Below are 12,977 nucleotides of genomic sequence, written 5' to 3' on the forward strand. Positions count from 1 at the left end.
GAAATGAATAGATGCTGTTTCAGATTTGCAAGCCATATATAGGGTCCGGTGCGATACGCACCCATGCCGCAGCCGACTGCCGAGCAGAACCGCCCCCGGCTAGACTTGAGGCTCCGGCATCCCAGCCCCACGGCGGGAGAGCATCCATGCTCCAAGCGGCCCAGTTCCTCGCCACCCTCTGCTGCACCCTGTTCACCGGTGCGGCAGTCTACATCAACCTCGTCGAGCATCCGGCACGGATGGGCTGCGCCACCGAAATTGCCGCGACGGTATGGGCGCCGAGCTACCGGCGGGCCACGCTCATGCAGGCTTCGCTGGCAGTCACCAGCCTCCTTGCCGGCATCCTGGCCTGGCTGCTCGGCGGGGGCATCGCCTGGCTCGGCGAGGCACTGCTGATCGGTCTGGTGGTGCCCTTCACCTTCGTCGCGATCATGCCGACCAATCATCGCCTGCTCGAGCCCGGACGCGATCTGTCGTCGACGGAAACCCGCCAGTTGCTCGACAACTGGGGCCGGCTGCACGGGGTGCGCAGCGCCCTGGGCCTGGCCGCCTCCGTGGTGTATCTGGTACGGCTGCTCGGCGCCTGACGCCCGCTGCGTCAGCCGGCTGGCGCAGCGCACCGGCCGGCCTCAGTCGAACCTGACCAGATTCAGCGCTGGCAGCGGGCCACCGGGGAACTGGGCGAGGCGACCGCCTGCGGCCAGTGAACCGAGGTCGACGCCGAAGAAGCCGAGCTGCTCGATAAGCCGCGCCACCTTGGCCTTGGCCCTGGCGTCGTCGCCAGAGAAGAACAGCACGCGGCGGCCGCCCTCGGCCTGCGGATCGGCGGACAACAGTTCGGGCCGCAGGTGGTTGAAGGCCTTCACCACCTGCGCGCCGGGCAACAACCCGGCGACCACCTCGCTGGAGGTGCGCCCGCCCAACTCGAAGGGCCTGAACAGCGGCGCCTCGATGGGGTTGTTGGTGTCGATCACGATGCGCCCATTCCAGGGTCCCAGCTCCTCTACCGCCGCGGGGATCTTCGACCAGTTCACCGCGAGGAACACCAGGTCCGCCCGGGCGGCCTCCTCCACGCTCACCGCGCTGATCCGCGGCCCGAGTTCGGCGACCAGCGCCGCCAGGCTCTGCGGCCCGCGACTGTTGGCGATGGACGCCGGGATTCCGGCGCGGGTCAGGCCCCGTGCGATGGCCGAACCGATGGCGCCGGCGCCGATGATGCCAATGTTCATGTTGTCTCTCCTGTGCAGTCGGGAATCAGGCGGTGAAGCCGCCGTCCACCAGCAGCTCGGCGCCGCTGACGAAGGAGGCCTGGGGGGCTGGCGAGCCAGGCCACGGCGCTGGCGATGTCCTGGCCGCGGCCATAGCGCTGCACGGCGATGTTCGGCCGCACGAAGTCGGCCACCGGGCCGTCCGCCGGGTTCATGTCACTGTCGGTCGGCCCCGGGTGCACAGTGTTCACGGTGATGCCACGTGGCCCCAGGTCGCGCACCAGGCCACGGCTGAAACCGGCCAGCGCGCCCTTGGTCAGGGTATAGGCGGAGGCGGTGGCAAAGGCCGCGTACTGCACCATGGAGCTGCCAATATGGACGATCCGCCCGCCCTCGCCCATGTGCCGCAGCGCTTCCTGGGTGGCGACGAAGACACCAGTGACGTTCACCGCGAGAATGCGCTGGAAGTCCTCGAAGGCGATTTCCTCCGGTGCGCCGAGCACGCTGATGCCGGCGTTGTTGACCAGAATGTCGATCCGGCCGAAGGTTTCCGCCACCTGGCGGACCGCGGCGCGTACCGCCTCGGGATCGCCGGCATCGGCCCGGATCGCGATGGCGCGGCCGCCGGCGCGCTCGATTGAGGCGACCAGCGCGGCGGCCTTGTCCGCCGAGGCGTGGTAGGTGATGGCGATGCTGGCGCCGTCGGCGGCCAGGCGTGTGGCGATGGCGGCGCCAATACCGCGCGATGCGCCGGTGACGATGGCGACCTTGCCGTGCAGGGGTTGGAGAGTGTTCATGTGGGTGACCTCGGGGTTGGGGAGTGGATGGGTCCACTATGCAACCTGGATATCCCGGTCAGTAGCGGGCAATGGTTAGAATCACTTTCAAGCAATACTTGAAGGTGAACCCATGGAAACCCTCACCAATCTCGAATCCTTCGTGCGCAGCGCCGAAACCGGCAGCTTCTCCGCCGCCGCCCGGCGGCTGGCACTGACCCCTGCCGCGGTGAGCCGCAACGTCGCCCGGCTGGAGGCCAACCTCGGCGTGCGCCTGTTCCAGCGCAGCACCCGCCGGCTGACCCTGACCGAAGCCGGCGAACGCTTCCTCCAGGCGGTCTCCGGCGGACTGGCGAGCATCCAGGCAGCGATCGCCGAGCTGAGCGGCGCGGCCGGCGAGCCCGCCGGGGTACTCAAGCTCAGTACCGCCCCCGGCTTCGGCCGCGACTACCTGCTGCCGCTGATGCCAGACTTCATGGCCCGCTACCCGGCGGTGACGCCGGACTGGCAGTTCGAAAACCGCCAGGTGGACCTGATCGCCGAGGGCTTCGACGCCGCCATCGGCGGCGGCATCGAGCTGACGCCGGGGCTGGTGGCGCGTGAACTGGCCAGGGTGCATATCGTTGCCGTGGCCGCGCCCGCCTGGCTGCAGGGCCGGCCGCTACCGCAGCGCCCGGAGCAGCTCAGGGACTGGGACGGCGTACTGATGCGCTCGGCGCTGAGTGGGCGGCTGCGCCTGTGGTCGCTGCGCGACAGCGCAGGCGCGGAACAGCCAGTGGAGCTCAGGGCGCGGCTGCTGGTGAACGACCCCGACGCCCTCTGCCATGCCGTGCGGCTGGGCCTGGGCGTGGGTCTGCTGGCCCTGCCGGATGTCCTGCCGCACCTGCACAGTGGCGCCCTGGTGCGCCTGCTGCCGGACTGGCACGCCGACGCCGGGCCGCTGTCCCTGTACTTCGCCGGCGGCCGGCTGCTGCCGGCCAAGATCCGAGCCTTCGTCGACCATGTCACCAGCAGCTTCGAGGAACGCCACCTGGCCCGGCTCTTCAGCGCCAGCGGTTTGTCCTCTACCCCACACAGGCACCGACCCGTTATGTAGAGAAACGCACAGTAAACCTGAAATAATCTTGCAAAATCAAAAACTTATCCAATGGCATGGAGCTTGCTAGAACACTTGCCCCGTGATTACCAAGGCTGGTCCGGCATGAAACTTCTCATCGATCGACCCCACGTCGAAGCGTTGGTCAGCGAATTCCCCGAGCTGTCGGCGCTGACCCATCAACTGAAACTCGGCAACCGGGCCGAAGTAGTCTTCGAGCAACTGACGATGGCGCAGCTGGACCATCTGCACCGGCTCTACCTCGCCGCCGGGCCGAGCATGGAGCTGCGCGCGGCGCAGATCGCCACCCTGCGGCGGGCGGTGAGCGACGGCGGCGAGCGCTTCGGCGAACGCGACCTGGAGCGGATGGTGCCGGCGGTTGCCGAGTTCCTGATCCGGGGCGCAATCCGCGGCTGGCTGTTCAAGATCAACATGGCCGGCAAGCCGCTCGCCTATCTGGTGTCGCGCATCGACTTCACCCCGCCAGGCGAGGAGGAAAGCGGGCGCATCCTGATCGAGCTGAAGGCCAACTCCATGGCGCGGGTCACATCGCTGACCCTGACCATCCTGGAGCGCGACATCGTCGGCCGGACCATCGCGGAAATCCTCATCGCCAAGGGCTTCCTCAAGGAAACCGCGGAGCTTATCGCCGCCTACGCCCACTCCACGGCGCGCTTCTTCGAGTTCCGCTCCGACTACGGCCGGCAGTTCTCCGCCAGCGGCACCGGCATCTTCGCCGACGACCCCACCGCCACCCATCGCAACACCGACTGGACCCGCAAGGAGCGGGTGGTGCTGTCCTCCACCGGCGGCAGCGCGCGGCTGGTCAACGACGAGGAGATCCTCAAGGACCGCGCCCTCGTGCTCGACGCCAGCGGCGACGTGCTCGGCAAGTACTTGCGCAAGGCCGGGCGCAGCGTGAAGTACGACGAGCGCGTGGAGAAGGCCACCGAGGCCGTGCGCGGCGACATCCCCGAGGGGGTGTTCGCCGAGCTGCCGGTGCACGGCTACATCCTGATGTTCCACCTGGACCTGCACCACCACTTGTGGGTGCACGTCGACGACATGCAGCCCTACGTCTACCAGCCGAAGCTCAAGGACAAGCTGATCCTGCCGCCGGAGCAGACCGATCTGATCGACATCCTCACCGCCGAGATGGACGTGCTGATGGACGACATCGTCGAGGGCAAGTCCGGCGGCACCACGGTGCTCTGCGCCGGCCCGCCCGGGGTGGGCAAGACGCTGACCGCCGAGGTGTATTCGGAGATCATCAAGCGCCCGCTGTACCGCGTGCATTCCGGGCAGCTCGGCCTGAACGTCGCGGAGATGGAGAAGACCCTCAAGGCCACCCTGACCCGCGCCCAGCGTTGGGGCGCGGTGATGCTGATCGACGAGGCCGACGTGTACATCAAGCGGCGCGATGACAACATCACAGCCAACGCGGTGGTCGGCGTGTTCCTGCGCGTGCTGGAGTACTTCAACGGGCTGCTGTTCCTCACCACCAACCGGGTGGACGACATCGACGAGGCGGTAGTGTCGCGTTGCATCGCGCTGATCAAGTACCACCCGCCCGGTCCGGAAGACCGCCGGCGGATCTGGCAAGTGATGACCGAGCAGTTCGGCCTCAAGGTCGCCGCCGAGCTCACCGAGCGCCTGGCCACCCTCTTCCCCCAGGCCAGCGGCCGCGACATCAAGGGCCTGGCCAAGCTAGTGGCCAAGTACTGCCACCACAAGTCGGTGGAGCCGAGCCTGGCGGTGTTCGAACGCTGCAGCATCTTCCGCGGCATGGACATGGGCGGGCATGACTGAGGGCAAAGACGGCACGCTGTCGCCAGTGACTCAGGTCAAGGTCGCCCTGCTGCCAATCGGCAGCAGGGCGGCAATCGAAATATCAACGGAGTGTTTTGCATGATCAACGTCCTCACCCCCTATCAACTGCTCGGCGGCGAGGAAGGCGTGCGCCGGCTGTGCAACGCCTTCTACGACAACATGGAGCGTCTGCCCGAGGTGGAGGACATCCGCCGCATGCATGGCGCGGACACCACGCCGGTGCGCGAGAAACTCTTCGAGTACCTCTCCGGCTGGCTCGGCGGCCCCAAGCTGTACCTGGAGAAGTACGGCACGGTCTGCATGACCCCGGCACACAAGCCCTTCGCCATCGGCCCGAAGGAGCGCGACCAGTGGATGCTGTGCCTGAACAAAGCGCTGGACGATGTCGGCGCCAGCGAGGCGGCCAAGGCGCTGATCAAGGACCCGATCTACGCCTTCGCCAACCGCGTGCGCAACCGCGCGACCTCGGACTGAGCCCGAAACCTTTCAATGGCTTGCCGTAGGGTGGAAAACCGCGAAGCGTTTTCCACCATGACCGCGCCGATGGTGGGAAAGGCCTGCGGCCGTTTCCCACCCTACAAAAAACCCTATGGCCTTGACAGCACGATGGAATCACTGCGCGCAACTCCACAACTCCACCGTCGGCAGCTCGGTCCGGGGTGGACCGAGCCATTCGCCCAGCGGATGACAGGCGTCGTCGAAGCACAGCTGGTAGTCGCCCGCCTCGGGCGTGCGCCCCAGGCGCAGGGGCTGCAGCGGCGGCAGCTGGCGCCGGTAGTGCCAGCTGCCGTCGTGCAGCACGGCGCCGTCCGGGATCTCCATGCCGGCGCCGCTGCCCCTGACCCGTGCCTCGCCGAGCAGCAAGCCCTCCGGCGTGACGCGGTAGTCCTCCTCCCAGCGGATCTTCTCGATGCTGTGGTCCCAGGCCAGGGTGAAGGCCGGCACGGGCAGCTGTGCCCACACCGCGCCGGCCAGCCCCAGGCACAGGCCGATCACGCACCGACCACCGCAGTGGCCCGGCGTGCCCGCCAGACGTGCAGGACCAGCACCAGCGCGCCAAGGGCGAAGCCGAGCTCGTCGGTGACCGGCAGGGCGAGGATCAGGCTGGTGCCAGCGGCGAAGGCCAGCAGGCGCTCCCACCAGTCCAGCCGGCGCTGCAGATAGCCAATCGAGGCCACGCCCCACAGGGTGATGGCGAACAGCGCCTTGACCGTCACGTAGGCGGTCGCAGCCAAGCTGTCGCCCTGCAGCATCAGCGCCGGACTGTATACCGCCATGAACGGCACGACGAAGCCGGCCACCGCGATGCGCACCGCCCACAGGCTGATCTTCAGGCCCTTCTCGCCGGCGATCGGCGCCGCGGCGAAGGCCGCCAGCGCCACCGGCGGGGTGAGGTCGGCGAGGATGCCGAAGTAGAAGACGAACATGTGCGAGACGATCAGCGGCACGCCGAGATCGAGCAGCGCGGGAGCGGCGATCGAGCTGGTGATGATGTAGTTGGGGATGGTCGGGATGCCCATGCCCAGCACCAGGCAGGTGATCATGGTCAGCACCAGGGAGAGGAACAGGTTGTCCTGGCCGATGGCGAGGATGTAGCCGGCGAAGGTGGAGGCCACCCCGGTCAGCGAGACCACGCCGATGATCACCCCGACCAGGGCGCAGGCGATGCCCACCGGCACCGCATGGCGCGCGCCCTCGACCAGCGCGTCGACACACACCCGCAAGGTGTCGCGGCCGCCCTTGACGAACCAGCAGGCCACCACCAGCAGGCCGATGACCGCGAACACCACGCCGATGCCGAGCTGGAAGAAGCCGGCGCAGAGCACGCCGAGGGCGATCCAGAAGGCCATGCGCAGGCCGAAGGAGGAAACCTTGAGGATGATCGCCGAGCCAAGGATGACGATGGCGGTCAGCGCCAGGCCGACGGTGCCGGAGAACATCGGCGTGCGCCCGGAGAACAGCAGGGCGATCAGCACGCCCAGCGGAATCAGCAGGAACCAGCGCTCCTTGACCGCCGCCCAGGGGTCCGGGCACTGCTCCTTGGGCAGCCCCTCGAGGCCGGCGCGCTTGGCTTCCAGGTGAACCATCCAGAAGGTCGAGCCGAAGTACAGCAGCGCCGGAATCAGTGCGGCCTTGGCCACCTCGACGAAGGGCACGTTGATGGTTTCGGCCATGATGAAGGCCACCGCGCCCATCACCGGCGGCATCAGTTGGCTACCCATGCTGGCAGTGGCCTCGACGCCGCCGGCGAAGCCGGCCTTGTAGCCGAAGCGCTTCATCAGCGGAATGGTGAACTGCCCGGTGGTGACCACGTTGGCCACGCCCGAGCCGGTGATGGTGCCCATCAGCGCCGAGGAGAACACCGAGACCTTGGCCGGACCGCCGAGCTTGTGGCCGAACAGGCCCATGGCGAAGTCGGTGAACAGCTTGATCATCCCCGCCTGCTCGAGGAAGGCGCCGAACAGGATGAACAGGAAGATGTAGGTGGCCGAGACATAGGTCGGCGTGCCGTACAGGCCCTCGGTACCGAAGGACAGCTGGTTGACGATCTGGTCCAGACCGTAGCCGCGGTGCGCCAGGTCGCCCGGCAGGTATTCGCCCAGCAGCCCGTAGGCGAGGAACAGGCCGCAGATCAGCGGCAGGGCGATGCCCATCACCCGCCGCGCCGCCTCGAACACCAGGGCGATCAGCAGCAGACCGATGGCCATGTCGGCCGTGGTCAGCTCGCCGGAACGCTGGATCAGGTCGGCCTCGAACACCCACTGGTAGGCGAAGGTGGCCATGCCGCCCAGGCCCAGCAGCCAGGCCAGCGGCTGGAACGGGCGGGCGGTGCCGCGCGCCGGATAGCAGAGGAACACCAGCAGCAGCAGGAAGCCGACGTGGCCGGCGCGCAGCACCTGGCTGGTCACCGGGTGGAAGGCGGCGGTGATGATCTGGTAGGTGGAGAACAGCAGAGCCACATAGAACAGCGCCTTCGGCCACTGACTGGGGCTGGCGGACATGCCTTGGCTTTCGCTCATGGAAATACCTCGGAGCTGGAAATCGGGAATTGACGAGAGCCGCCGACAAAGCCGACGCGATGCGTCACGCTGGCCTTGCTGGCTCCTCTGGAGGAGGCAGGCGCCACGCAGGGTGCAAAGGCACCGGAAGAGCCGCCGTCAGGCAGCACCCCGACAGGCTGCGCGGCACTCGATGCCTTACTGGAGCACGCCGGCTTCCTTGTAGAACCGCTCGGCACCCGGATGCAGCGGGATCGGCAGGTTCTTCGTGGCGGTTTCCAGCTTGATCTCCTTCGCCGCCGAGTGCGCCGTGGCCAAGCGGCCGAGATTGTCGAACATCAGCTTGGTCATCTGGTAGGCCACCTCGTCGGAGACCTTCTCGTGGCTGACTAGCAGGTTGGTGACGGCCACGGTGGGCACGTCGGCCGACTGGCCCTCGTAGGTGCCAGCCGGAATCACGCCGGGCTGGTAGGCCGGGCTGCCGATCTTCGCCACCACCTCGGCGGGAATCGCCACGAAGGTCACCGGCATGGTGGTCGCCAGGTCTCGGATCGCCGCCATGCCGAGGCCCGAGGACTGCAGAGTGGCATCCAACTGACGGTTCTTGATCAGCTCCACCGACTCGGCGTAGGGCAGGAACTCGACCTTGCCGAGGTCCTCGTAGGACATGCCGGCGGCCTTGAAGATGGCCCGGGCATTCAACTCGGTACCGGACTTCGGCGCACCCACGGAGATGCGCTTGCCCTTGAGATCTTCCAGGGTCTTGATGCCGGCGCCGGCGCTGGCGACCACCTGGATGTAGTTGTTGTAGGTGCCGGCGATGGCCCGCAGCTTCTTCAGCGGTGCCTTGAAGCCAGCCTCCTCGACACCGTTCCAGGCATCGCTCACCGAGTCGCCGAGGGCGAAGGCCAGCTCGCCGCGGCCGGCCTGCAGCAGGTTGAGGTTCTCCACCGAGGCCTTGGTCGCCTGCACCGAGGTCTTGGCGCCCTCGATGTTGCTGCCGTACAGCTGCGACAGGGCCACGCCAATCGGGTAGTACACCCCGCTGGTGCCGCCGGTGAGGATGTTGATGAAAGTGGGCGCGGCAATAACCGCGGTGCTGGCAGTGAAGGCCGCCGCGGCGGCGAACAGGCCAAAGCGCTTGCTCGATTTCATTTTTGTTCTCCGGTTTTTCATGGGTACTTCATTCGCTGCCAATGGGCAGCGAAAGGAACGGCTATCCGGCAGACGGAGAAACAACGGGCGCAGGAAGGATCCGCAATCGCCAGGGCGTTGTTCTTGTAGGCAGCCGGCATAACGGTATAAGCATATAGCAGTCATCGTGCCATGATCGGTGATGGCTCTGGGACGCGGGTTCGCACAGAACAACCGAAGAATGGCGAGCGGACTCTTGCCGATGACGATCAATCCGTCGGCAAGAATCCGCCGACACGACAGTCTGGAAACGGGAGCGGAAAGGAAGCCGGAATGCCCGAAACATACCAGTAGAAGGCTTCCTCATGGCCGAGGGACTTCAGGCCCAGAGCCACGTATTCGGCAGTGCCGCCGAACATGGCGTTGGCGATGGCGTAGGACAGGCCGACGCCCAGCGCGCGCACTTCCGGCGGGAACATTTCGGCCTTCACGATGCCACCGATCGAGGTGTAGAAGCTGATGATGGCCATGCCCATAATGATCAGCAGGCCGGCCAGAACGGGGCTGCCAACGGTCTTGAGGGTCATCAGGATCGGCAAGGTGCACAACGTACCCAGGGCGCCGAACCAGAGCATCGAGGCGCGCCGGCCGATCCGGTCGGACAGGGGCAACGGAGGGTGCTTTAGCAGGAACCAGGCCAAGACCAGGAAAGGCTCTGGCCTGCTGGTTTACGCCGGAATGGCAGGCGCAGTCGGCCGACTTTCGCCAATGCCGGAAGGCCGATCGGCAAGACTCCGCCGATGCCCGTTGCCCGTCACTCCTCGCCGACGGGGAGAAAGTCGCCACGCCTCAGTCCGTGGCGCTGCATCTTCTCGTTGAGGGTGCGCCGCGGCAGCTGCAGCAGCTCCATGACCTCGGCGATGTTGCCGCGACACTGCTGCAGGGCCTGGCGCAGGCACAGCGCCTCGAAGGCCTCCAGCTGCGCGGCCAGCGACTGCGGCGCCGCCGCACCGGCGCCGCCGCCCAGGCCGAGAGCGTGGCGTTCGGCAGCGTTGGCCAGTTCGCGCACGTTGCCCGGCCAGTCGTGGGCCAGCAGCCTGGCCAGTTCGGCGGAGCCGAGCGGGCGCGGTTCGCGGCCATGGCGCTCGGCCGCGGCGCAGGCGAAGTGTTCGAACAGCAGGGGAATGTCCTCGCGCCGCTCGCGCAGCGGCGGAATGTGCAGCTCGGCGACATTGAGGCGGTACAGGAGGTCCTCGCGAAAGCGCCCGGCGCGTACCTCGGCGGCCAGGTCCGGCTTGACCGCGCTGATCACCCGCAGGTCGACGGCGATGCTGCGGTTGGAGCCGAGGCGCTCCAGGCTCTTCTCCTGCAGCACGCGCAGCAGCTTGGCCTGCTGCGCCAGCGGCAGGCTCTCCACCTCGTCAAGGAACAGGGTGCCGCCGGCGGCGTGCTCGATCCGCCCGACGCGCCTGCCCTGGGCGCCGGTGAAGGCGCCGCTCTCGTGGCCGAACAGCTCGCTCTCGAACAGCTGCTCGGGAATCGCCGCGCAGTTGAGCGCGACGAAGGGCTTGCCGGCGCGCGGACTGAACTCGTGCAAGCAGCGCGCCACGCACTCCTTGCCGCTGCCGGTTTCCCCCCGGATCAGCACGTTGACCGAGGTGTCGGCCAGCTCGAGGATCAGCCGGCGCAGCTGCTGGATCGCCGGCGACACGCCGAGCAGGCGGCTCTCGATGCGCCCCTGCTGCGCCACCTGGCGGCGCAGGGCGCGGTTCTCGCAGACCAGTCGGCGCTTGTCGAGGGCACGCTGCAGGCTGCCGAGCAGGCGCTCGGGGGTGAAGGGCTTCTCGATGAAGTCGTAGGCGCCCTGCTGCATCGCCGTCACCGCCATGGGCACGTCGCCATGCCCGGTGACCATGATCACCGGCAGCTCGGCATCCAGCGCCTTGAGGCGCTCGAGCAGGGCCAGGCCGTCCATGCCGGGCATGCGCACGTCGCTGACCACCACCCCGGGGAAGTCCGCGTCGAGCAGCGCCAGCGCCTCCTCGGCGCGGGCGCAGGTGCGCACGGCCAGGCCGGACAGCTCCAGCCACTGCTGCACCGCCTCGCGGATCGGCGCTTCGTCGTCGATGAAGAGAATCTGCTGCATGCTCACTGCTCCTGCGGGCCGACGTGCAATGTATCCGGCGGCGCCGCGGCCGGCAGCCGAATGCCGAACTGCGCCCCGCCCTCGGCGTTGCGCACCTCCAACTGGCCGCCCGAGTCGCGGATGATGCCATAGGACACGGCCAGCCCCAGGCCGAGCCCCTCGCCCACCGGCTTGGTGGTGAAGAACGGCTCGAACACCCGCGACAGGTGCTCGGGGGCGATTCCGCCGCCGTTGTCGGCGACGCTCAGCAGCCAGTCGTCGCCATCCCGCCGCAGCTCGATGCGCAGCTCGCGGCGCTCGCACCCGGCCATGGCATCCAACGCATTGTGCAGCAGGTTGACCAGCACCTGTTCGAGACGAATCGCATTGCCCTCGACCCAGGCCTGCGGCTCGCGCCGGCGCAGCACCTGCACGGCGTCATGGCGGATGCGCGCTTCCAGCAAGAGCAGCGCATGATCGACCACGGTGTCCAGCTGCAGGCGCTCGCGCAGGCCGCCCGGAGTGTCGCGGGCGAAGGTCTTGAGGTGCCCGGTGAGTGCCGCCATGCGGGTGAGCAGGCCGTCGATGCGCGCCAGGCAGGTGCGCATCGCCGCCGGATCATTCTTCGCCAGCAGCAGGCCGAGGCTGCCCAGCTGCATGCGCATCGCGGTCAGCGGCTGGTTGATCTCGTGGGCCAGGGCCGCCGACATCTGCCCCAGGGCAGCCATCTTCGCCGCCTGCACCAGCTCGTCCTGGGCCTTGCGCAGCGCCGCGGTGCGCTCCTCGACCAGTTGCTCCAGCTCGGCCCGGCGGCGCAGCAGCAGACGGCGGTTCTTCTGCCGCTGGCCGAGGAACAGCAGCAGGAAGACCAGCGCCAGCCAGATGCCGGCCGCCGCCAGGCGATAGCTGCGCAGCGCGCCGCCCGGCACGCGCGCCTCATGCAGCAGCTGCAGCGTCCAGCCCTCGTCGGCCAGCGGCTGGCGCAGGCGCAGGTAGTCGCGACGGCCGTCCGGGCCGTCGATGCGCAACAGCTCGGCGCCGCCGTCGAGCTGACGCAGCGGCCGTACTGCCAGGGGCTGCAGATCCCGGTCGCCATAGCGACGGGTATCGACCAGGCGGGCGCGCAACTCCGACGACAGCCCCTGCTGGTAGCGGAACCGCCAGGCCGGCCGGCTGGAAAGGATCGAGATGCCCTGCCGGTCGGTCACCAGCAGGATGCCCGGCTGCCCGGCCCAGTCGCGCTGCAGGCCCTCCATCACCAGTTTGAGCGCCAGCACGCCGAGGATGCGGCCATCGGCGTCGCGCACCGCCTGAGAGAGGAAATAGCCGGGCACCCCGGTGGTCACGCCAACGCTGAAGTAGCGGGCACTGCCCTCGCGCAGGGCGTCCTGGAAATACGGGCGGAAGGCGTAGTTGCCGCCGACGAAGTTGCCTGGCTCCTGCCAGTTGCTGGCGGCAATGGCCTTGCCCTGCAGGTCGAGCAGAAAGATCACCCCCGCTCCCGCTTCCTGGTTGAGGCGCTGCAGGCGCCGGCTGAGGCGTTCGCGCGCCAGCGGATCGGCGCCGTCGCGCAGCAGCGCCTGGATCTCGGTGTCCAGGGCAAGGATCGCCGGCAGCGCGCGGAAGCGCTCAACCAGGATGCGCAGCGACTGGGCGTACAGCTCCAGCTGGCCGCGCGCCTCGACGCTGCGCTCGCTCCAGTGGCGCCGCTCGGCGTAGAGCCCGGCCAGCCAGACGCTGGCCAGCAGCCCGGCCAGGATCGTCAGAACGACCAGCAGCACGCGCCGGCGGGCGGACAGAAGTGGCATA

The 12,977-nt window shown here is 68.0% G+C and carries 10 protein-coding genes and 2 pseudogenes; 4 read left to right on the forward strand and 8 right to left on the reverse strand.

Translation table 11 applies throughout. The features are described 5' to 3' along the window. Positions 1-146 precede the first annotated feature (146 nt). Positions 147-587 (forward strand): DUF1772 domain-containing protein, encoded by a 441-nt coding sequence (locus ACYVD0_RS17610; protein ID WP_460428014.1) that lies wholly within the window; start codon positions 147-149, stop codon positions 585-587. Positions 588-629: 42 nt separating this feature from the next. Here ACYVD0_RS17610 and ACYVD0_RS17615 read toward each other — a convergent pair whose 3' ends face one another. Further along, positions 630-1,229, reverse strand: coding sequence for an NADPH-dependent F420 reductase (locus ACYVD0_RS17615; RefSeq protein ID WP_460428015.1), 600 nt, complete (start codon positions 1,227-1,229; stop codon positions 630-632). A 25-nt stretch (positions 1,230-1,254) separates the two neighbouring features. Further along, positions 1,255-2,005, reverse strand: a pseudogene (locus ACYVD0_RS17620) (3-oxoacyl-ACP reductase family protein). Positions 2,006-2,117: 112 nt separating this feature from the next. On the opposite strand from ACYVD0_RS17620, the gene ACYVD0_RS17625 reads away from it, so the two are divergent. The 3 genes from ACYVD0_RS17625 (at position 2,118) to ACYVD0_RS17635 (ending at position 5,384) form a co-directional block, all read left to right on the forward strand. Then, positions 2,118-3,080, forward strand: coding sequence for a LysR family transcriptional regulator (locus ACYVD0_RS17625; protein ID WP_460428016.1), 963 nt, complete (start codon positions 2,118-2,120; stop codon positions 3,078-3,080). Between the two features lie 105 nt (positions 3,081-3,185). After that, a complete protein-coding gene (locus tag ACYVD0_RS17630; RefSeq protein WP_460428017.1) occupies positions 3,186-4,889 on the forward strand; it encodes an ATP-binding protein in 1,704 nt (567 codons plus the stop codon). A 99-nt stretch (positions 4,890-4,988) separates the two neighbouring features. Beyond that, positions 4,989-5,384, forward strand: a complete 396-nt coding sequence (locus ACYVD0_RS17635; RefSeq protein WP_460428018.1) for a group II truncated hemoglobin — start codon at positions 4,989-4,991, stop codon at positions 5,382-5,384. 138 nt (positions 5,385-5,522) lie between these two features. On the opposite strand, the gene ACYVD0_RS17640 is transcribed toward ACYVD0_RS17635, so the two are convergent. The 6 genes and pseudogenes from ACYVD0_RS17640 to ACYVD0_RS17665 form a co-directional block, all read right to left on the reverse strand. Further along, positions 5,523-5,906: a DUF1850 domain-containing protein gene (locus ACYVD0_RS17640; RefSeq protein ID WP_460428019.1), complete on the reverse strand. Its 384-nt coding sequence runs from the start codon at positions 5,904-5,906 to the stop codon at positions 5,523-5,525. After that, positions 5,903-7,930 (reverse strand): TRAP transporter permease, encoded by a 2,028-nt coding sequence (locus tag ACYVD0_RS17645; RefSeq protein WP_460428020.1) that lies wholly within the window; start codon positions 7,928-7,930, stop codon positions 5,903-5,905. Before ACYVD0_RS17645 ends, ACYVD0_RS17640 begins: the two co-directional genes overlap by 4 nt. Before the next feature lie 177 nt (positions 7,931-8,107). Further along, positions 8,108-9,064, reverse strand: a complete 957-nt coding sequence (locus ACYVD0_RS17650; protein ID WP_460428021.1) for a TAXI family TRAP transporter solute-binding subunit — start codon at positions 9,062-9,064, stop codon at positions 8,108-8,110. A 311-nt stretch (positions 9,065-9,375) separates the two neighbouring features. Further along, positions 9,376-9,753: pseudogene (locus tag ACYVD0_RS17655) on the reverse strand (MFS transporter); the annotation flags it as partial. A gap of 104 nt (positions 9,754-9,857) precedes the next feature. After that, positions 9,858-11,189 carry a sigma-54-dependent transcriptional regulator gene (locus tag ACYVD0_RS17660; protein ID WP_460428022.1) on the reverse strand — a complete coding sequence of 444 codons (1,332 nt, stop codon included), beginning with the start codon at positions 11,187-11,189 and terminating at the stop codon, positions 9,858-9,860. 2 nt (positions 11,190-11,191) lie between these two features. Beyond that, the gene (locus ACYVD0_RS17665; protein ID WP_460428023.1) at positions 11,192-12,976 is read right to left on the reverse strand and encodes an ATP-binding protein; all 1,785 of its coding nucleotides are present in this window, start codon (positions 12,974-12,976) and stop codon (positions 11,192-11,194) included. Between the last annotated feature and the right edge of the window lies 1 nt (position 12,977).

Source organism: Azotobacter armeniacus (genome assembly GCF_054779355.1).

What these genes read in the sequence shown, in the direction of transcription:
- ACYVD0_RS17645 (WP_460428020.1), bottom strand. Translation starts at nt 7,930, where the DNA reads ATGAGCGAAAGCCAAGGCATGTCCGCCAGCCCCAGTCAGTGGCCGAAG.
- ACYVD0_RS17615 (WP_460428015.1), bottom strand. Translation starts at nt 1,229, where the DNA reads ATGAACATTGGCATCATCGGCGCCGGCGCCATCGGTTCGGCCATCGCA.
- ACYVD0_RS17625 (WP_460428016.1), top strand. Translation starts at nt 2,118, where the DNA reads ATGGAAACCCTCACCAATCTCGAATCCTTCGTGCGCAGCGCCGAAACC.
- ACYVD0_RS17610 (WP_460428014.1), top strand. Translation starts at nt 147, where the DNA reads ATGCTCCAAGCGGCCCAGTTCCTCGCCACCCTCTGCTGCACCCTGTTC.
- ACYVD0_RS17665 (WP_460428023.1), bottom strand. Translation starts at nt 12,976, where the DNA reads ATGCCACTTCTGTCCGCCCGCCGGCGCGTGCTGCTGGTCGTTCTGACG.
- ACYVD0_RS17635 (WP_460428018.1), top strand. Translation starts at nt 4,989, where the DNA reads ATGATCAACGTCCTCACCCCCTATCAACTGCTCGGCGGCGAGGAAGGC.
- ACYVD0_RS17650 (WP_460428021.1), bottom strand. Translation starts at nt 9,064, where the DNA reads ATGAAATCGAGCAAGCGCTTTGGCCTGTTCGCCGCCGCGGCGGCCTTC.
- ACYVD0_RS17660 (WP_460428022.1), bottom strand. Translation starts at nt 11,189, where the DNA reads ATGCAGCAGATTCTCTTCATCGACGACGAAGCGCCGATCCGCGAGGCG.
- ACYVD0_RS17630 (WP_460428017.1), top strand. Translation starts at nt 3,186, where the DNA reads ATGAAACTTCTCATCGATCGACCCCACGTCGAAGCGTTGGTCAGCGAA.